Genomic DNA, 20,578 nt, shown 5'->3' with positions numbered 1-20,578 from the left:
AACGCTATAATGCCGATGCTGCCGCCAAGCCTGCCGATGCTGTTCCGGGCGTTCGGAAAGCGGCAACTGCGCCTGCTTCCGGCGGTGGTGGTACTCGGCCTGGTCAGCGCCGTCCTCGAAGGGTTCGGCATCGGCCTGATCATCCCGTTGCTCGGCATCATCATGGGACATGGGGATGCGGCCGGCATGGGCGGCTTCTCCGCCGTCCTCCAGCATGTCGGATCGGGCTTGAGCGAGCGCGACCGGCTGATCGTCATTTCGGTCGCCATCCTCGGCTCGATCATCCTGAAGAACGTCTTCGCCTTCGCCAACACGCTGCTGACGACCTTCATCTCCGGCAAGGCAAGCCATTCCATCCGCAGCGCCCTGTCGGAGCAGCTGTTGCGGGTCGGCTATCCGTTCTTCCTGCGGCAAAGCCCCGGACGCCTGCTCAACATCATCTCCAACGAATCCTGGCGGGCCTCCGATGCAATCCAGATCATGCTGTCGGCCATCGTCAGCGCATCGGCCGCCATCATCCTCCTGGCTTTCCTGTTGCTGCTTTCGTGGCGCATGACGCTTCTGGTCACGCTCGGACTGGCGCTCGTCCAGATCGCGCACGCCATCCTCTCGGCCAACCTGAAGGAACCCAGCCGCAGCGTCGCTTCGCGCAACGGCCACCTCGCCTCGCAGATGCTTCACCTTGTGCATGCCGGACGGCTGATCCGCATCTTCGGACAGGAGAACCGGGAAAAGGCGATATTCGACACGGCGTCGGATGCGGTTCGCCGCGCTTCCTTCACGCTGCTCGTGCGCCAGGGAGCGCTGCCGCCGCTGACGGAGGTTCTCCACGCCATGCTGTTCCTGGCGGTGGTGATCGGCGCCTGGCTGGCGCAGGTGAGTTTCCCGCTGATCATCGCGTTCGTCATCCTGCTCTACAGGCTGCAGCCGCATATGCGGGCCCTGCAGGGGTCGTGGAGCCAACTGCAGGGCCTGAGCGGATCGCTTGAAGAGGTGACATGGCTGCTGGATCCCGCCGGCAAGCCGCAACCGCCGCAAGGCGACGGGCCGTTCCACGGTCTGCGCCAGGGCATCAAGTTCGACGAGGTGACGTTCACCTATTCCGGCACGGACCGGCGCGAGGTGGTGCTGCATGCGGCGACATTCGAAATCCGCGGCGGCCGCTCGACGGCGCTGATCGGCCGCTCGGGCGCCGGCAAGACGACGATCGTCAATCTCCTGTGCCGCTTCGTCGAACCGGACACCGGCAGCATCCTCGTCGATGGATCGCCGCTCGACCGGATCGACGCCAGCCAGTGGCGACGGCAGATCGCCCTGGCCAGCCAGGAGCTGGAGCTGGTCGATGGCAGCATTTTCGACAACATAACCTACGGCCAGGATGCCGCGACTGCCGGCGACGCCGAGGCTGCCGCAAGACTGGCCGAAGCGCATGAATTCATCGAAAGGCTGCCTCAGGGCTACGAGACCCTGGTCGGCTACAGGGGCGTCAACCTGTCGGCGGGACAGAGGCAGCGGATCGCCTTGGCCAGAGCCCTGGTCCGCGATCCCGATCTCCTCATCCTGGACGAAGCCACCAATGCGGTGGACGGGCTGTCGGAAGCGGCCATCGTCGAGACCCTGAAGTCGAGAGCCGGCCGCCGCACGACCATCGTCATCAGCCACCACCACAGCACCATCTCGTTCTGCGACGACGTGGTCATCCTGAGCGGCGGCCGCGTGAAAAAGCAGGCCCCTTTCGGCGCCCTGGCCTCGCTCAGCATGGACGAGCTTTATCAGCACGAGCCGCTCGACTGAGAAGGCACCGCGACGGCCGCGATCGTTTCCCAGGCGTGTTTGAAGCCTCCGCCGGCGGGTCATCGCAAAGGTTCGAATCAGAAGCTTGGGGAATTGCCGCTGGCACCTTCCGTGATCGCACCAATGCCGTGCGGGACCGAGGCGCGCTACCTTACCTGTGCGGCGGACCTGTCGATCCGCCTGGCCGGTGCCCCATTGGGCTTACTCTCCGGGTGAGGTGCCGGCCTCCCATGCACAAAGAGCTGAAGCGGGTCGCCTGAAGCCCTTCAGCGCCACACTTCAGCTAGCGGCGCCGACATTCCTGCGCATGCGCCGCCTGCCCGTCGTCCGTGCTTTCTTCGCCATCGCCCCGGCTATCTCGACCACGCCGTCCTCGCGCGGCCTGCCATTGGTGGCCTTGTGGAGCCGCTCGTAGGGCAGCAGTTCCTTGATCCGGGCATTGAGCGAGGCGATTTCTGCTTTGAGGTCCTCGCATTCCTGCCTCTGCACGTCGAACTGTATCTGTTCGGACGCCTGTTGCAGCGTCAGTTGAGAAAGGTTGGCGTTCACCTTGGAAAGACTCATCTTGTCGCCTTCGCTCTCCTGGCTCAGCGCGGACAATCTTTCATCGGCGATCTTCTTTTCGGCCAGGGCGTCGTTCAGTTCGCTCTTGAGCCTGGCGATCTCGCCTGCGGCTTCGCTGTTTTCGGTCGAGGTTTGCTCCAGCCGCGATTGCAGGTTCTGAATCTCCGAGCTCAACCCGCGCATTTCCGCCTGGCCGCGAGCCAGCTCGGCTTCCTTGTCGCCTTCCATCATGCGTGCCGCTTCGTTCGTCTCCGACAGCTTCGCCTGTGCGGCCTCGAGCGACTTCTGCAGCCGCATCTCCTCTTTCTCGCTCTTGCCGAGCGCCGCCAGCAGCTCCGCCAGCCGCGCTGCTTCGCTGGCATGGATCGTCGACAGCTCGTCGAGCCTGTGGCGCGCCTGCGATTCCCGCTTCAGCGCCTTGTCGAGTTCGATCGAGAGGTTGACGTGCTTTTCGCGCAGCATCTTGCTTTCGCGCAAGCGCCTGTTGGCCTCGACCGTCCTGGCGGTCAGCCGCTTGGCGATGTCGCCGAACTCCGCTTCGCGTTTGGCGCTCGCATTGGCTGTCTCCACGAGTTCCAGCCTCACCGCGGCCAGTGCCGCACGAAGCGTCTCCCGGTCCTGGACCAGGCTTGTCTCGCGCTGCTGCAGCGCTTCGAAAGCGCCTTCACGCTCGCGCAATTTTCTCGTCGCATCGTGCAGCTTCTCCGACAGCGCCCTCTGTTCGGCGGCCAGGGCCGCATTGGCAACCTCCAGCTCGTTGGCGCGCAGGATGTCGCTGTGGAGGATGTTGAGGAATTCGCGCGTCAGATGGTGCGAGGTGCCGATCTCCGACAGCTTGTCGTTGATCTCCTCCAGATAGTCCCTGGCGTCATGGAAGAGACCCTCGAAGGCGCTCAATGCAGCCAGCCGGGTCTGTGTATGGGCGGTCAGCCGTGGCGCGGTTTCGGAACTGTCCGCATCGCCCGCGGCGTCGGCCTTCCCGGCATTGTCGTCATTTGCCGCGTCGGCCTGGGGTGGCCCGCCATCGGCTGCCGCCTGGGCATCCGGCACATCGTCGCTCTCTGGCGGCACCAGGTCGTCGGCATCGAGACTTGCATCCAGCGCGTCCGCCAGATCGATCTGCAGGTCCTGGATCGCTTTATCCACGTCTTCAGCACGCTTGATCAGGCCTCTGAAGTTCATCACCAAACTCCCCTTACGCATACCTCGCTTCGAACTTAACAAATTGCTAATATATCCTTACATCCGCTGCTTGCGCAGGGGAAGCCCCGTCGGCACAAAGGTAAATTTGGGACATTTGGGGGCCGAACAACCAATGCCGCAGCCGGGAAGAGCCGGATTCCTCTGACGGTGTGGAGGTCTGAAGGACGGCAAGACCGTGGCCGCTCAGAAGAGCCCGCGCGAGACCTCGAGGGCAGCGGAGAAGCTCGCCTGATCTCTTGGCAGGCGCAAGATCACTATCGCAGGGCCGGGCCGAGTGCTCTAACCCAAACGGTCTCAGCTGCTTTTCGGGACTGGTACCAACTGGATCGGAGGTCGCTCGCCCGACGCGTTGCCCAGGGCGATGGCGACCCGGTCGCGCCCATTACCCTTGGCTTCGTAGAGCGCGTGATCCGCGGCATTGGTCAATTCGGCCCAGCCCACGCCATGCTCGGGGTAGGCGGCGACCCCGAACGAGGCTGTAACGGTGCCCAGCGTTCGGCCGCGATGCGTCAAATGAAGCTTCCTGATTGCCTGGCGCAGCGCTTCCGCCCGCTCGGCACCTTCCTGGACCGAGCTTCCCGGCATGACCAGGGCAAACTCCTCGCCGCCGTAGCGCGACACGACATCGCTATCCCTGGCGTGCTCGATCAAGGTGGCGGCGACCTGCTTCAGGACGAGATCGCCGGCTTCGTGGCCGAACGTATCGTTGAACTGCTTGAAATGGTCGACATCGAGCATGATGATCACCAGCGGCTGGCCCGAGCGCTCCATCCGGCGCAGTTCGCGGCTGCTCGTCTCCTCGAGATATCGCCGGTTGAACAGACTGGTGTTCGGGTCGCGGATCGACTGCTGCCGCAGCGTCTCGCGCAGGCGCAGATTGGCCAGGGCGAGCGCCAGCGTGTCGACGACACCGCGCAGGATCTGCTGTCTTTCAGCCAGCCATTGCGGCTTCTCGGCCGCATTCGGTTCGCACAGATGAAGGATGCCCAGCGTTTCGCCTTGCGCCGCCAGAGGCATGCAGACATAGCCCTTCTTGCCGTTCTCGGTGATATGCGCGCAGCGCGGCGTGAGCATGCCGGGGCCGGCGACATGTTCCTGGCCGCGCCTGAGCGCCCAGCAGTCTTCCGGCGCGAATTGCGTGGCGCTCGAGCGGACGTCGCCCCAATGGGCCATTTCTTCCACCAGGTTGCGCGACGCGCTGGTCAGGTGGACGGTTCCGCTCAAGCCACCGAGAAACTCGGCCATGGCGGTGCCGACCACCGAGAATGCTTCCGGGAAGGTGACGCAGGCCTGCAGCAGTTCGCCAAGCTTCACCAGACGGGTCGTGGTTTCGGACTTTTCGTGCAGTTCACGGTTGAGGAGTGCCAGCTGATCGGCACGCTCGTTGACCACTCCTTCCGCGCGGCGCAGCTCGCTGATGTCGTTGAGCGTAAGGACGAGACCGCCTTCGGATCGGCTGAGCGGACCGCAACTGGCGATGACCGGCAGGTGCGAGCCGTCGGATCTGGCCAGGCGCACTTCGCCCTGCTGCTGGCGGCCCGTGGCTAGCGCCATTTCGATGGGAGAAGCGCCGGCGGCGAACGCGCCGCCTCTGGGATCGCGAATGGTCAGCACCGAATCCCATTGCTGCCCGACGATCTTGTCGGCACGCCGCCCGATCATCGTTGCAGCCGCCGGATTGGCGCTGGCGATGCGGCCGTCCCCGTCTAGAACCGCGATGCCTTCGGCAGCCGTCTCGACGATGTCCTCGACATGCGCACGCGCCGATGCAAGCTGCTCCGCCATCGTGTTGAAGCCATCGGCCAGCTGCCCGAATTCATCGTTGCGGGCGTGGCTGATGCGCGTCATGGCATTGCCTTTCGCCAGCGCTTCCATGCCGCGCATCATGTCCCCGAGGCCAGAGCTGAAACGGCGGAGCAGCTGCCATGCAAAGCCGACCGCGACCAGCACGGCGGCCGCCGCGCTGAGGCCAACCAGCCAGAGCAGGCTGTTGGTGCTTTGTTCGGCGGCCTGCAGAACAGGGTCATATTCCAGCAGCACGGCGCCGATGATCGCACCCTCGGGATTTTCGATCGGAACGGCCAGCATGGCGTTCACTTCCTCCGGGTCGACAAATCTGCGCGGAATGCCGTCCGCCAGGGTCTGGCCGATTTCGTTGCCGGGGTCGTGATTGAATTTATCGCCGACCTGGTGCTCTTCGTCGGCGGCATGGGCGAGGATGGTCTTGTTGCTGTCAAGGACCAGGAAATCCCTGTGCAGGCGGCGGTGCTGGTGCAACAAGAATTGCTTGAGCGCCTCGGGCCGCTCGAGCAGCGAAAGCGTCCCATCGGTTGATTTGAAGACGATGGTGTCGGCCAATTCCCGCGCGACATTGGTCGCTTCGGTCAACCCCAACGATTTGGTCGCCACTTTCTGCGTAAAGATCGCGACGCCGCCGACCAGCGCGATCAGGGCCGCGGCGGCCACCATGGAGAGAATGATCTGGCTCTTGATGCGCATGTCATGGCTCCGCCGAGAACGACAGCATTTCGCATGTCACATCGAGCCAGCATCTCATTCCCGGCTTTTATTACCAAATGCTTATCAACGTCCTAACGACGCCAGCCGCGGCTCCTCGCACGACGCACGGTTCCTCACCCCCCATGAAATGAGGGCGAGGAACCCAAGTCTTGCTAAGTCAACCAGCCATCGCCAGCGGCACGGCGCTCTTGTTGGGGATCTGGATGTCGATTTCCAGCGTCGACATGGTCTCGCCGCGGTCCATCGAGACCTGCAGATAATCCTGGTCGATCTGCACATGCTTGGCGATGACGGCCATGATCTCCTCGCGCAGGATGGAGACGAGGTCTGGCTGGCTGCGGTTGCGGCGCTCATAGGCGAGCAGCACTTGCAGCCGCTCGCGCGCCACCGGGGCGCTGGAGCGCCGCTTGAAGATGTCGAGCAGGTTCATGCCGCCCTCCTTCCCAAAAGACGATCGAGGAAGCCCTTGCGCTCGAAGGGCACGATGACGGGCAATTCCTCGCCCTCCAGCCGTCTGGCGGCATCGATATAGGCCTTGGCAGCGGAATTGAGCGGCTCCGACAGCGTCACCGGCGAACCGAGATTGGAGGCGCGCAGCACGTCCTGGCTTTCCGGAATGATGCCGAGCAGCGGCACCGACAGGATTTCCAGCACGTCGTCGATGGACAGCATCTCGCCGCGCGACGCACGCGCCGCGTCGTAGCGGGTGACCAGCACATGCTTGGCGATCTGCTCGCCCTGCTCGGCCCGCAAGGTGCGGGCATCGAGCAGGCCGATGATGCGATCGGAATCGCGCACCGACGACACTTCCGGATTGGTGACGATGACCGCCTCGTCGGCAAAGCGCATGGCGAGCTGCGCGCCGCGCTCGATGCCGGCCGGGCTGTCGCAGAACACGTAGTCGAACACCGAGCGCAGCTTGTCGATGACTTCGCCGACGCCTTCCTCGGTCAGCGCATCCTTGTCGCGCGTCTGCGAGGCCGGCAGCAGGAACAGCGTCTCCACCCGCTTGTCGCGGATCAGCGCCTGCGACAGCTTTGCCTGGCCCTGGATGACGTTGACGAGATCGAACACCACGCGCCGCTCGGCGCCCATGATCAGGTCGAGGTTGCGCAGGCCGACGTCAAAATCGACCAAGGCCACCTTCTTGCCGGTCTTGGCCACGGCCGCCCCGAGGGCCGCCGTCGAGGTCGTCTTGCCGACGCCCCCCTTGCCCGAGGTGACCACCACTACCTTGCCCATTGAAAAGCCTCCGTTGTTGTTTTCTTGGTCGAGCGGCCCGGCCGCCCCAATATCGAAACGAATGTCAGCTCAGCGTCGAAACCCGCAACGCGTCGCCATCGAGAAACGCCTGCACAGGCTTGCCGCGCGAAACGCCTTCCATCTCCTCGGCGGTGACGTACCAGCCGTCGACCGCCAGAAGCTCCGCCTCGTTCTTGCGGCAGAAGATGCGCGCGCCCCTGTTGCCCAGCGCACCCGCCGAAGCCCGCCCGCGCAGCGTGCCGTAGACATGGATCGAGCCCGCCGCGATGATCTCCGAGCCGGACGCGACCGAACCGAGCACGATGACATCGCCATGCGGATGCACGATCGCCTGGCCGGAGCGGATCGGCGCCTTGATCATCAGCGTGCCCGAAGCTTCAACCTGCGGCTCGCTATCGCCCGCCTTGCTTGCGTCAACCTTGCCGCCCTTATCGAGGCCGACTTCGAGCGCCCTGCCCTCTGCCTTGTCCTCTCCGGAAACATCCTCTCTCGCCTTGCGGGGCAGCAACCCATCCGTCGTCGCCTCCTTGGCGCCGACCAGCACTGGCGGCAGGTTGGGCTCGAGTGCGGTGTGACCGTCGAGCTCGATGGCGTAGACGCGGATGCCGCGATGGCCAAGCACGTCCACCAACGATTCGATCGCCGCGACATCGGGCTTCAAGGTGTTGAGATCAAGCACCACCGGCCGCCCGGCAAAATAGCCCGGCGAGTTGCCGATCCAGTGGTCCAGCCCCTCCAGCCACACGTCCAAAGGCGCCTCCGGCGTCAGCGTGAAAGCGACGAAGGAGCGGGCGCGAAAGCGGATGGATTTGGCCTCGAGGGGGGCGGCAAAGGTCACGGCTGGCGAATCCTTACTGAGAGGTAAACGCTAGCGAGGGAATGGTTAACGAATGGTTAATGCCAGGGGTGGGAAGGGTGGAACGGAAGGACAGTTCATGACAGGCCCATCGGGTGGGCGAAAGTCCCTGTTAAGCGCCAGAAGCGGTCATCTTCTCGGACACCCTTGCGTACTCTAGGAGCTCAACGGCACCGCTCCAGTTCTCTGGATAAACTTCAGCGCACTTTCGTCCTGAGTTGACAGGACACGAAGATGCAAGGGGGCTCTCAGAAGAGAGTACTCGCAAATCTGCCAAATGTCACTAGAGACATCATAATTTTCAACCAGACAAAGGACGTCTATATCCGACGGTGCTCGCGCCTCACGCATAGCCGATCCAAATATATACCATTTACATCTTGGGACTTTCTTCTCACATGCACTGATCATCTCCCAGATTCCTGCGAGCGCCACCAAGTCACTTCTAGTTGTCATTTAGCTTCGCTAGGTGTCTCATCAAATCGCCAATTGGGTATACCTTTGCGCCGATGCTTTCGGCCGCGGAATGAGCATCCTTTAGAATTGAGCCGTTTGGGTTTGTCTTAAGTATAAAATCAAATTTTCCGAGCCTTTCTCGAGCCCGTCGAACGTCGTCCCCAGATAAATCATACTCATACACGAGAGCCACCCGCAATACTTTACCGGTCTCGTGCCGTATTTTCAGTAAATGATCCAAAATAAACCCTAAATCCGCTACCTTGCTGTGCTGTGAAAGAGCACGGCGGGAAAAATTAATCTCCGGATCCACACTGTTTTGTGGATCATCCATGCCAAACGCACGAAGGAGAACCCCAAACCTTCCCCATGCTATATCGTTTTTTTCACATACGTCGATTGCGTCACCGCTCCACATGCCAATCTTAGGGAAATTTACAATGACTGCCACTCCCTGAGTCAGGAGCGGTGAAACGTCTTCAGTAGTAACCACACTCTTGCTGAGTATTGCAGCTCTAAAACCAGATATTTCTTTCCTTGATATCTCTATTACATTATCAGATAGCCACTTGAAACTCTGGACATCCTGACTTTCGGAAATTATCTTATTTATTAAAACTGTGTTCATCTTGTCTATTGAGCCAACTTGTTCATTTCTTGGGGGAATTTCGTATTGGCCAGTTCCTGGCCGTCGAGATGTCTTAGCACGAGCCCTCTTACATGAAATCGAAAACGCTCAACGGTATCCTTCTCTCCCTCCGTCAGCAAATGCCGATTAGCGTCAACCAATAACAAGATCTTATTGCTGTTTGGTATAATCGTTGATTTAACCCTTGCTTTCCAAACTTCTGCCTCTGCGGCTTCAGGGTTGAAGCGGTAGTCAAGGTCTGGACCCGTGGCTTCATGAACAGCTCTGTTCTCACGAAGCAAGCCGTCAAGATCACCTCTCAGTTCTGCTCTGCTTTCGTGAATTTTTAGGCCGAATGTCCTACGTATCCTATCAAGATGATCGCGCTTCCACGCTGCCATTAGAGAAGCGGGGTGAGCCTCGGGTGTCTTGTCAACTAGGGTGTGGCAGTTCGCGCACAGTAGGACTATGTTTTCATAGGCCCCTCTCTCCCCATCAGTGAGGTCTCTATCCGTTCTGGGGCCGCCATCAATTGCAGCGAAAATATGCGCCATTTCGGCAATATGCGGGTGGTCCTTATAGTCCTCAGGAAAAAGAGGCCCGTTGCAACTTGGGTTTTGACAATAGCCGGCAGAATCCGTGAAAAGCCGTAGCTTCGTCTGGCCGTTTGGATGAGCCTTACCCCTTGAGCACCCCACTGAACTCTCCCTCGCATTATTGCAAATAGTAGGTAGCGCTATTGTTGCTGGGGCAGCAAGGGCGGTGAACCATGGATCATCGCGGCAGGCTCGGCTGCCTCTCCGGCGTGCGGACGGCTCATTGGGACTATACCAGCCTCTCTGAAGAGGTCGTTGGCCCCGCCGAGTACCTCGTGCTCCTTCGCTCCGGCTCCCGTCCGACAATTGGTTCGGTCTGGCCCACAGGAAACGAATGTCTTCCAATCCGTCACGGCCCTGAGACTATTGTTCGGCGGCGCATGACAGAACCGTCAAACGACGATACTTGTGATAGCGCTGACCAATTGATGAAATGTCGGCCACCTAGGTCGCTTGGGGAGAATAGTGGATGACGCTTGCACCATCCGAACAGAAACTGTGGGTCAAGCTGCCTAAAGAAAGGCCGGTGAGAGTTACTGACGCGGAGATAAATGAGCGATACGCCCGTGGCGAGGGGCGCATCGTCATCGAGACCAATCGTGAGAAGCTTCCAGGTTTCGTTGCCTCTCTGAAACAGACCAACTACATGGATCTGCGACCTTTCTACCAACGACGCCCCCGTTGGTCGCCGGAGAAGCAGAGTCTGCTAATTGAATCTTTCATCATGAATATCCCTGTGCCACCGGTCTTCCTCTACGAGAAGGAGTACAATTCATACGAAGTAATGGACGGGCAACAGCGCATCACGGCTCTGCGGGATTTCTATGCGGGTACGTTCGAGCTAGCCGGCCTGAAACAATGGCCTGAAATCAATGGGCGAACCTACCAGACACTGCCTGACAAAATTCAGGCAGGTCTAGACCGCAGGTCCATTACGTCCATCGTATTGCTGAAAGAGTCGACAACCGACGAGGACGAAGCGTCCAGCCTGCGTGAGACGGTTTTCGAGCGGCTCAATACCGGCGGTGTGGAGTTGACGCGGCAAGAGATACGCAACGCGCTGTATCGCGGCCGCGTCAATAACCTAGTCGACCGGCTCTCGCGCCTACCGAAGTTCCGCGCGGCATGGGGCGTCCCCCTTTATGTCGAGAACGAGATCGAGGTAACTCATGGCCTACTCGACATCCCCATGTACGCCAAGATGGAGGACGTCGAGATGGTCCTACGCTTTTTCGCCTTGAGACACGCTGCCAACTACCGGCACGGCATGCAAGGCTTTCTCGATCTCTACATGCGGAAGGCGGCGAACTTCACTGATGCCGATGTCGCGGTATTGGAGCGCGAATTCATAGAAACGCTTGACCTTGCCAATGATGTCTATGGAAACTTACTGTTCAAGCCGTTCGATCCCGCCAAGAACGACTGGGCGCCGGCAGCACAGAAGGCCTACTATGATGCTGTTATGGTCGGCATGTCGACATTCTTGCCCAAGGCTGATGAGGTGAGAGCGAAGGCGGCCAAGATCCGGGCCGCGACAATGCAGATGTTTGAGGAGCAGGAGGAAGGGACGTTCACTGGCCGGGGGAACGCGAAGGAGGATATCCAAACTCGGATAAGGTTGTTCACCGAGATGGTTGATGGGGCCATCGCCTGATGCACACTGCGCTGCTTGATCGTAGCCTTGAAGCGTTGAGCGCCGTTCGTAAGCATATTTCTTTCTCTGCCAACCTTCGCAGTCAAGTCGCCGCCCCGAGCTTCGGTTGCAAGGCGGAAGGCGAGAAATGCTTCGACATTAGCCAGATCCTCGGCGAGGCGGCTGATGCGACAAGCTGGAGGATAATCGATCATTGTGCCGCGATCACCAGGACCTACGCGCTTTTCGAATCCTTCGTGCTCCAGGTCCTTCGCGAATATCTAGCCTTTCTGTCAGGAGCATACACGCTGACGGCTCTGGGGGATGGCTTCAAAGCGAAGTATACCCGCGGCCTAGGCCAGATACTCGTGGACCATGATAAGCAGAGGTATCAGACGCTTGATGTCGCGACCGTCATAATTGCGGCGAGCGAGGCGATGGCTAACAAGGTCGGCTACCAACTCCAGCCCGAGGCTCTGCTGAGAGCGGAGCAGAACCTACGCATGGCCGAGCTTCAGCGGCTTTTTAGTCAGTGCGGTCTGTCAGGTATAGATGCATGGGTTACGTCCCACTCCGCTGTCGCGGAGTTCTTCGCTGCACAAGCGCGCTTGTCGGAGACCGCAGCCAGCGAACTAAAGCAAATAGTGGACTATCGGAACGAAGCTGCCCACGGTGATGTTGACGACGTTCTCGGTGCCGAGGTTCTCATCGAGTTTACACACTTTTTCGAAGCTCTCTGTCGAAGCATTGTCGACTTCATCCAGTATGACACGCTGCGTCGAGCTAAGGAGCTTGGCCGCGCTACGATTGTCGGAGTGATCACCGAGCGTTTTCATGACGACATCGTGGTTGCGAAAGTGAAAAGCGCGACCTTGAGTGTAGGTGACGAATTTTACATATTCGGCAAGGGCCTCACGATGATGGCTAGCGTAAACAGCATTCAGCTAAATGACGTCAACGTAGAGACGGCCACTGTGGTGGACGAGACCGAGGTCGGACTCAGGATCGGGGTCCGAGCCAAAGTTGGTTGCGAGCTGGTGCGCTTTGGCTAATCGCTTCACGAGTCATCGTCTGAGACGCTGGTGCGGCCCCCGAGGGCCAGGCCGATCGGCTGCTATTCGAGCAGCAAAGATTTTGGCAAGGTCTTGCCGCAATGCGCGGCAGGCCATCCACTCCATCAATGCGACTTGAAATACTGCACCTCCCGCTCATTCTTTTCCCGCCGCCTCGCGGCTATCAAACGTCCCCAGGTTGCGCCTTTTCCCCGTCTTTTCGTCCTTCTTGCGTAAATAATGCCGATATTTCCGCCTTTCCGTTTCCGGATCATCTCGCTCTCCCTGCCTAGGATTTCCGCTTGGCCTTGAGACTGCGCGCTGCTTGTTCGACGTCCGCGCGGCCCAGCCTGTCGATCAGCGCCTCCGCCTAGTCGCCCGATATGTGCACCGACCTCCAGCACATCGGAACTGGCATCTCGCCGGTTCCGGCAGTGCGTCGTCGGCGGTCGGCGGCAGGGCGGACTCCCGGTCGATCTCGGCCGCCGCCTTGGTGCCAGTGGCGCTCACGAAAAGCGAACATCCGATACCAAAGTGAACGCTTATGCCGTGCCTCGGCATCCGTGCCACTGCGCCGGCGCTTCAAAAAACTTGAGATGCGGTGTCGGATCCGCGGGCGGTCAACCGTCTTAAAGCAGGCGCCACTCGCTGGCACCTCGACAATCAAAGGAATGATCGATGAGCAAGAAGATTTTCGTGAGCCTGCCGGTGAACGACGTGAAGGCATCCATGGCGTTCTATGAATCGCTCGGGTTCAAGAACAATCCCAAGTTTACCAGCGAGGCGGCCGCGGGGATGGTGTGGAGCGACCACATCAATTTCATGCTGCTCAGCCGTGAAAAATGGCAGACGATGACCACGCGTCCCATCCCGCCATCAACGTCCAGCGAGGTCATGCTAGCGCTGTCCTTGGACAGCCGCGAGGCGGTCGATGCGATGGCCGCAGCGGCTGCCGCGAACGGCGGCACCGCCGACATCAATCCAATCGAAGACCATGGGTTCATGTATACCCGCGACCTCGCTGATCCCGATGGCCATGCCGTGGGCGCGATGTGGATGGACGTTTCCGCAATGCCTTCTGCCGACAAGGCGGACTGACATGGTTACTCCATCGAGGACATAGGCAGCCGAGCGCACATTCCCCACCCCTTCAAAACGGATGCACGACCCCACGACACAGGCTATGTTGCCCCGTCCGGCCGAAATCATCGAAGGGGGCATGACATGCAGGCAGCGCCGATAGCGCATCAAGCCGCGCAACCCGTGCGCCCCATATCCTCCCTGGCCGGCTATCCGGCCGCCGTCCTGTGCTGGTTGCTTTCGGCTGGTGTCTATATCGCGGCCAAATGGGTGGCGCCTGAAATGCCGCCCTGGGGCCTCTGCTTCTGGCGGCTGGCGCTTGCCTGCGCCATCCTGCTGCCGATCGTGCACCGTCATCACGACGCGATGGTCGGGCTTTTGCGAACCCGCGCCGTTGAGGTCGTCGCCGTGGGGGCGATCGGCCTGACGCTGTGCCAGGGTATGATCTACCATGGCCTCAACCACACCGACGCCACCACGGCCGGCATCATCATGGCGCTGTCGCCGGTCATGACGATGGTGCTCGCCCGTTTCGTGCTTGGCGAGCCGCTGGGGCTGTGGAAGTCGCTTGGCGCGCTGGTTGCGCTTGCCGGGATGATTTTCATCGTTGCCCATGGCAATTTGACGGCGCTGCTGCAACTCAAGGTCAACGCCGGCGAGCTGTGGATCGTCGGCAGCGCGTTCTGCTGGGGCCTCTACACCGTGCTTTTGCGCCGTGCCAAATTCGGCATCGAACTCCTGCCGATGGTCGTGCTGCTGCTCGGCGCCGGTGCGCTGGTCGCCTTGCCTTTCCATTTGTGGGAATTGTTCAACGACGAACGCTCCGCCATGAACGTCCACAGCCTTCTCGCGCTCGCCTATCTGGCAGGCCCCGGCGGCGCCTTGATGTACTATCTCTACAACAAAAGCGTGCAAACGCTGGGCGCTAGCCGGGCCAGCATGCTGCTCTACCTGCAGACGGTGTTCGTGGCCATGCTCGCCTATCTGCTGCTCGGCGAGGGCTTGCACGATTACGATCTGGTCGGTGCGGCCTTCATCGTCGCCGGCATCGTGCTCGCCACAATGGTCAAACCAGCTCAACCACGCGTGGCGTAGAGATCTTGCGGGTGGCGGCTGTGCGGCGGGCCAACGCAAAAACCCGCCTCGCGGCGGGTCACTGGCGCAAATCATCACCATAGGCAAAAATGTAGCATAGCTGCCCTCACCCGTCAAGGAAAAAATTCCTATAGACATCGACACTGCCTGCCCGGACACATGCATTCCCGACCAAAGGCCAGCGGCGCAGGCGGTGGAGGCCGACATTCGAAAGTAAATTCAGATCCAACTTGACGGAACATTAGCTGAAGCTAATTGTTAATGGATGCGGCAGGTGGTGCCCTCCATCGCCTGCCGAAGATCGGCCGTCCGATCGGCCCGCGTCCTCCGCCAGAGGCGCGGGCTTTCGGGCCGGGTGATCGGCCAGCCCTCGCAACGGTATTTCTGTCCTTCAGCCTCTGATCATTTCGCCAGTCCCTCATCGGGGTTTCGCCGCCTTTTGGCCTTGAGGCTGCGGGCGGCCTGCTCGATTGCCGCGCGGTCGTTGCCCAGGCGGTCGAGCAGTTCCTGCGCCTCGTCGCCCGATATGCCGGTGCGCACCGCCAGCGCCTCGACCTCCAGCACGTCGGAACTGGCGATCTCGCCAGTTTCGGGCAGTGCGTCATCCGCCGTCAGCGGCAGGGCCGACTCGCGGTCAATCTCGGCCTCGGCCTGGTGCCAGTGCCGTTCGGGGTCGCCGTGCATGCGGCCTTCCCGTTCCCAGATCTGGTAGGCGCGCTCACGAATTCTGTCGTCCCGGTCGTCGCTCATGGTCAGTCCTCCTTGGGTCAGGGGTTGAACGCCGCGCCAATGCGGACGCTCCGGAAAATCCGCGCGATCGGATCGTGCGGCGCGCGGGCTCTACTGGCATTGCCGTCTCGGCCCGCCTGAATAGGGCTGGTAGGAGTTGTCTTCCGAGCGGTAGGAACGGTAGCGGCTGAAGCAGTAATCGACATGGTCGGCCGAAAGTGCTTCGCCGCCATCGCTGGCAACGTAGACGCCCAGGCCGGCGCCGTTTTCGTCGCCATCGCCGGCGGCCGGCTGGCCGACCTGGCCGGCGGCTTGGAGATAGGGCGAGATGCAGGGGCGCATCTGCCCACTATAGGAGCGATAGCTGTTGTCGTCCGGATGGTAGGAGCGATAGCGGCTGGCGCACCAGGCGAGATGCGGAGGCGGCAGGTCGGCTGCCTTGGGCGCGATGGCGCCGGTGACCGTCGGGTCGGGCGGTGTTTCCTGCGGTTTGGCGGGGATGTCGAGCGGCGCGGACTGTTTGGCCGGCAGGCGTTCGAGGCCCTGCCCGGCTTTGTTCACCGGCCGCGCTTTTTTGGTCCACAGTTCCGCCACGCTGACGGTGGCCGTTGCCTGCCGCGGCGGCTTTGCGGCAAGCACCCAGGCCGCAAAGCCCAGTCCGCTGCCGAAGACCGCAAGGGTCAGCACGAAGCCGCAGACCAGTCCCAAAACCGCTTTCACGACACGCTCCTTAAGTCCCTGCTCATAGAATGCGGGGCCTCAAGGCTGGTTCCAGAAAAACGCCCAAGCGTACGCGCCGGCGCTGCCGCCGGGCGGGCCCGGCAAGAGCCGCCAAGGGAGGCTCAAAGGAGCGCCCAGACACAGTTCAGAAACAATATTCAACAGTTCGGAAAAACTGCCGAAAAGATCGGATGGCATAAGCATCCCACAACAACTGGAAAAATGGCCGTGCCGGGCGATGCCCGGCCTGGACGGGAAAGCATGGAAATGGATCACGGTGTCGATATCGCCGAACTGGACGCGGACCGATCGGGGCTGGAGAGCGGCCTGGCAGGTGTCGATGCGCTGGTAAAAACGGCCCCCGCGACAGCCAGGCGCGGGCAAATCCTGACGGGCGCCGACTTTGCCCGGCAAGGCCTGCCCGGCGAGAGGCTCGACACCGTCTTCGAACAGCTCGCCGACATGTTTGCAGCGCTGCCGGCGGTGATCTCCGACGGGCGTGTCTGGACCTATCGGGAACTGGACAGCCGCGCCAACCAGTTCGCCCGCCTGCTGGTCAAGCGCGGCGTGCGGCCGGGCGACCGCGTCGGGCTCATCCTCGACCGCTCGGCGGAGACCTATGTCGCGCTGCTCGCCGTGATGAAGGCGGGCGCTGCCTTCGTGCCGCTGGCGACCGCCTTCCCCGAGGAGCGGATGGCGCTCATCATCGAAGACGCCGGCGTCAGCCTGATCGTCACCATCGCCGCCTATGCGTCGCGCGCCGGTCAGCTGCCCGTCCCGCATCTGCTGATCGACAGCACTGCTGCCGAAATCTCCAAAGAGTCCGACGCGCCGCTGAAGCCGCATGCGAAGGCCGCTTTATCGGACGACACCTGCTACATCCTCTACACCTCGGGCACCACGGGCAAGCCCAAGGGCGTGGTCATCAAGCACCAGAGTTTCGTCAATTTCATCCGCGTCGCCGCCGCATCCTACGGCTACCGGCCGGACGACCGCGTCTACCAGGGCATGACCATCGCCTTCGACTTTTCCTCCGAAGAAATCTGGGTGCCGTTCGTCGCCGGCGCGACGGTGGTACCGGCACCGGGCCAGATGCCGCTGGTGGGCGAGGAACTGGCCGATTTCCTGCGCCTCCATGACATCACCTGCATCGCCTGCAGCCCGACGCTGCTGTCGTCGATGACGTCGGATGTGCCCAGCCTGCGCACGCTGCTGGTCGGCGGCGAGGCCTGCCCGCACAATCTGGTGGTGCGCTGGTCGAAGCCGGGGCGGCAGATCCTCAACACCTATGGCCCGACCGAGGCGACCGTCACCGCCACCATGGGCGCGCTGACGCCGAACAGCCCCGTCACCATCGGCGCGCCGCTGCCGACCTACTCGATCGTCATTCTCGACGCTTCGCTGCCGCAGCTTGCCGAGCCCGGCGAACTGGGCGAGATCGGCATTGCCGGCATCGGGCTCGCGGTCGGCTATCTCAACAGGCCCGACCTGACCGAGCAGAAATTCATCGCCGATTTCGTCGGCCTGCCGAACAACCCGTCGAAGCGCATCTACCGCACCGGCGACCTTGGCCGCATCAACGACCAAAGCGAGATCGAGTATGCCGGCCGCATCGACACCCAGGTCAAGATCCGCGGCTACCGCATCGAGCTCGGCGAGATCGAGGCGGTGCTGCTCGACCAGCCTGAAATCGCCCAGGCCGCCGTCACTACCTGGGAGATCGAGCCCGGCCGCGTCGAACTCGTCGCCTATTTCGCAGCGAAGGCCGGCCAACCGTCGATCTCGCGCGCCGACCTCGCCACGACGATGAAACGGCGGCTGCCCGACTACATGGTGCCCTCCTATCTCGAGGAACTGCCTGTTATCCCGATGACGGTCTCCAACAAGGTGGATTTGCGCCAGCTGCCGAAGCCGACAAGCGTGCGGCTTTCGGGCGATCGCGCCACGGTCGCGCCCGGCAATGACGACGAGCGTTTCCTCGCCGACGCGCTGGCCGCCGTATTGAAATTCGACGAAGTGTCCGTCGAGGACAATTTCTTCGACGATCTCGGCGCCAACTCGCTGCTGATGGCGCATTTCTGCGCCCGCCTGCGCACCAGGAAGGAATGGGCGACGGCGTCGATGCGCGACATCTATCTCCACCCGACCGTGGCGCGGCTGGCGCTGCATCTGGGCGTAGCGGACGAGATGACGACGGCCACCAACGAGCCCGTCCTCACCCGCCGGGCCTCCAATCTCGCCTACTGGACCTGCGGGGCCGCACAGCTGCTGTTTTACGCGCTCTACAGCTATGGCGCCCTGTGGGCGATCAATGGCGGCCTCAACTGGATGTATGACGCGCTCGACGATCCGCTGCAGCTGTACATCAGGTGCGTGGCGCTTTCTGCCGCCGTGTTCTTCGGCATGTCGGGCTTTGCCGTCATCGCCAAATGGGTGCTGGTCGGCCGCTGGAAGGCGGAGGCGTTTCCCATCTGGGGCGTGCGTTACTTCCGCTTCTGGGTGGTCAAGACATTGATCCGCACCGCCCCCGTCGTGCTGTTCCGCGGCAGCCCGCTCTACAGCATCTACCTGCAGCTTCTGGGCACCAAGCTCGGCAAGAACGCCGTCATCGAATCGAAATCCGTGCCCGTCTGCACGGATCTCATCTCGATCGGCGCCAACACCATCCTGCGCAAGGAATCCATGATCCTCGGCTTCCGGGCGCAGTCCGGCTATATCCACACCGGGCCGCTGACCATCGGCCGCGATGCCTTTGTCGGCGTCGGCTCGACGCTCGACATCGACACCAGGATCGGCGACGGCGCCCAGCTCGGCCATTCGTCCTCGCTGCATCGCGGCCAAAGCATCCCCGACGGCGAACGCTGGCATGGCTCGCCGGCCGTTCCGACCACGGCCGACTATTGCAAGGTGCGCAATGTCGATCCGTCCAACATCAGGCGCTTCCTGTTCGAAGCGGTACAGCTGATCGGGCTGTTTGCCATCGTCACTCCCTTGCCGCTCTTGTTCCACAGCTATTGGGAAAATGTCGGCGACGACTACCAGGAAACCATCGGCGTCGTCGCGATCGGCACCACGGTCACGCTTTTCGGCTACATCGCCGTGGCCTTCCTGGCGGCGACGCTGGTGCCGCGCCTGACAAACCTGATCCTGAAGCCAGGCCGCACCTACACGCTTTACGGCTTTCGCTACTGGCTGCAGACGGTCGCCGAATTCTCGAGCAACTCCCGCGTGCTAGGTCTCCTGTTCGGCGACAGCTCGGCCATCGTGCACTATATCAGGGCCATCGGCTGGAACCTCAACAGAGTGGTGCAGACCGGCTCCAATTTCGGCTCCAACCAGCAGCACGAAAACCCGCTTCTGTGCGAGATCGGCACCGAGACCATGGTGTCGGACGGGCTGTTCATGATCAACATGCACAAATCCGCCTCCGCCTTCCGGCTCGAGCCGACGAGGATCGGCGAGCGCAACTATCTCGGCAACAACATCTACTATCCGCCGGACGGGCGCACCGGCGACAACGTCCTGCTCGGCACCAAGGTGATGATCCCCATCGACGGGCCGCTGCGCGAGAATGTCGGGCTTCTGGGTTCCCCTGCCTTTGAAATCCCGCGCATGGTGAACCGCGACAAGGAACTCATCGCGGGCGTCGACGAAGACGACCGGCGCCGGCGCATCCCGCACAAGAACCGCCACAATCTGGTGACGATCCTGCTGTTCGTGGCAACGCAGTGGATCATGCTGTTCGCCACGCTGGCGATCTGGGACCGGGCGCTGAACTACTATACCGAATGGGCTGAAGTCGCGCTGTTCGTCGCCGTGCTCCTGACTTCGGCGATCACCATTCCGTTCTACATCTTCGTGGAACGGGCAAGCCTTGGTTTCGGCCGGCTGAAGCCGCAAATGACGACCATCTACGACGTCGCGTTCTGGCGCCATGAACGCCACTGGAAGCTGGCGGATTCGCCGATCGTGCGGCTGTTCGCCGGCACGCCGTTCCGGCCGATGATCCTGCGCATGCTGGGCGTCAAGGTTGGCAAACGGGTCTATGACGGCGGCAGCAACCTCACCGAACGCTCGCTGGTGGAGATCGGCGACGACGCCACCCTCAACGAGGGCTGCGTCATCCAGGCCCATTCGCTGGAGGAAGGCGCCTTCAAGTCCGACTTCATCCGCATCGGCAAGGGCTGCACGCTCGGACCTTCAGCCTTTGTCCACTACGGCGTCGTGATGGGCGAAGGCTCGGTGGTCGATGTCGACTCCTTCGTCATGAAGGGCGAAGAGCTGGAGCCCAACTCCATATGGCGTGGCAACCCGGCCAAGCTGCACCGCTTCGTCGAGCCGATCACCGACGATGGCTCCAAGGCATCGGCCCGGGCATCGGCTTGAAAA

The 20,578-nt window shown here is 61.7% G+C and carries 15 protein-coding genes; 6 read left to right on the top strand and 9 right to left on the bottom strand.

What is annotated here, in order from left to right:
- The first annotated feature begins 9 nt into the window (after positions 1 to 9).
- Positions 10 to 1,794, top strand: a complete 1,785-nt coding sequence (locus EJ079_RS19195) for an ABC transporter ATP-binding protein (protein WP_127809802.1) — start codon at positions 10 to 12, stop codon at positions 1,792 to 1,794.
- 279 nt (positions 1,795 to 2,073) lie between these two features.
- Here EJ079_RS19195 and EJ079_RS19190 read toward each other — a convergent pair whose 3' ends face one another.
- The 7 genes from EJ079_RS19190 to EJ079_RS19160 all read right to left on the bottom strand — a co-directional run bounded on the left by EJ079_RS19190 (position 2,074) and on the right by EJ079_RS19160 (position 9,838).
- The gene (locus tag EJ079_RS19190; RefSeq protein WP_127809801.1) at positions 2,074 to 3,540 is read right to left on the bottom strand and encodes a hypothetical protein; all 1,467 of its coding nucleotides are present in this window, start codon (positions 3,538 to 3,540) and stop codon (positions 2,074 to 2,076) included.
- Between the two features lie 315 nt (positions 3,541 to 3,855).
- Complete coding sequence (locus tag EJ079_RS19185; protein ID WP_127809800.1) at positions 3,856 to 6,060, bottom strand: diguanylate cyclase; 2,205 nt, start codon at positions 6,058 to 6,060, stop codon at positions 3,856 to 3,858.
- Between the two features lie 178 nt (positions 6,061 to 6,238).
- Complete coding sequence (gene minE / locus EJ079_RS19180; RefSeq protein WP_024501686.1) at positions 6,239 to 6,511, bottom strand: cell division topological specificity factor MinE; 273 nt, start codon at positions 6,509 to 6,511, stop codon at positions 6,239 to 6,241.
- Entirely contained in the window at positions 6,508 to 7,323 is an 816-nt protein-coding gene (gene minD / locus EJ079_RS19175; RefSeq protein ID WP_013530671.1) for a septum site-determining protein MinD, read from the bottom strand. Before minD ends, minE begins: the two co-directional genes overlap by 4 nt.
- A 64-nt stretch (positions 7,324 to 7,387) precedes the next feature.
- Entirely contained in the window at positions 7,388 to 8,182 is a 795-nt protein-coding gene (gene minC / locus EJ079_RS19170) for a septum site-determining protein MinC (protein WP_127809799.1), read from the bottom strand.
- 463 nt (positions 8,183 to 8,645) lie between these two features.
- Positions 8,646 to 9,284, bottom strand: a complete 639-nt coding sequence (locus EJ079_RS19165; protein ID WP_127809798.1) for a hypothetical protein — start codon at positions 9,282 to 9,284, stop codon at positions 8,646 to 8,648.
- Between the two features lie 5 nt (positions 9,285 to 9,289).
- Positions 9,290 to 9,838, bottom strand: a complete 549-nt coding sequence (locus EJ079_RS19160; protein ID WP_127809797.1) for a hypothetical protein — start codon at positions 9,836 to 9,838, stop codon at positions 9,290 to 9,292.
- A 511-nt stretch (positions 9,839 to 10,349) separates the two neighbouring features.
- On the opposite strand from EJ079_RS19160, the gene EJ079_RS19155 reads away from it, so the two are divergent.
- The 4 genes from EJ079_RS19155 (at position 10,350) to EJ079_RS19135 (ending at position 14,740) form a co-directional block, all read left to right on the top strand.
- Entirely contained in the window at positions 10,350 to 11,534 is a 1,185-nt protein-coding gene (locus EJ079_RS19155; protein ID WP_127809796.1) for a DUF262 domain-containing protein, read from the top strand.
- Positions 11,534 to 12,565, top strand: coding sequence for an MAE_28990/MAE_18760 family HEPN-like nuclease (locus EJ079_RS19150; RefSeq protein ID WP_127809795.1), 1,032 nt, complete (start codon positions 11,534 to 11,536; stop codon positions 12,563 to 12,565). The genes EJ079_RS19155 and EJ079_RS19150 overlap by 1 nt, the downstream gene beginning before the upstream one ends.
- Positions 12,566 to 13,243: 678 nt before the next feature.
- Complete coding sequence (locus EJ079_RS19140; RefSeq protein WP_127809794.1) at positions 13,244 to 13,663, top strand: VOC family protein; 420 nt, start codon at positions 13,244 to 13,246, stop codon at positions 13,661 to 13,663.
- Positions 13,664 to 13,789: 126 nt separating this feature from the next.
- Positions 13,790 to 14,740 carry an EamA family transporter gene (locus tag EJ079_RS19135; RefSeq protein WP_127809793.1) on the top strand — a complete coding sequence of 317 codons (951 nt, stop codon included), beginning with the start codon at positions 13,790 to 13,792 and terminating at the stop codon, positions 14,738 to 14,740.
- A gap of 402 nt (positions 14,741 to 15,142) precedes the next feature.
- Here the strand turns inward: EJ079_RS19135 and EJ079_RS19130 are convergent, their stop codons facing one another.
- Together EJ079_RS19130 and EJ079_RS19125 are read right to left on the bottom strand one after the other, a co-directional pair.
- Positions 15,143 to 15,490, bottom strand: coding sequence for a DUF2934 domain-containing protein (locus EJ079_RS19130; protein ID WP_027035205.1), 348 nt, complete (start codon positions 15,488 to 15,490; stop codon positions 15,143 to 15,145).
- 90 nt (positions 15,491 to 15,580) lie between these two features.
- Positions 15,581 to 16,189, bottom strand: a complete 609-nt coding sequence (locus EJ079_RS19125) for a BA14K family protein (protein ID WP_127809792.1) — start codon at positions 16,187 to 16,189, stop codon at positions 15,581 to 15,583.
- Positions 16,190 to 16,450: 261 nt separating this feature from the next.
- On the opposite strand from EJ079_RS19125, the gene EJ079_RS19120 reads away from it, so the two are divergent.
- Complete coding sequence (locus EJ079_RS19120; RefSeq protein WP_127809791.1) at positions 16,451 to 20,575, top strand: Pls/PosA family non-ribosomal peptide synthetase; 4,125 nt, start codon at positions 16,451 to 16,453, stop codon at positions 20,573 to 20,575.
- The last annotated feature ends 3 nt before the right edge of the window (positions 20,576 to 20,578 follow it).

It is taken from the genome of Mesorhizobium sp. M7A.F.Ce.TU.012.03.2.1, assembly GCF_004006095.1.
Classification (GTDB): Bacteria; Pseudomonadota; Alphaproteobacteria; order Rhizobiales; family Rhizobiaceae; genus Mesorhizobium.
This window is presented reverse-complemented; position numbering and strand designations above follow the sequence as displayed.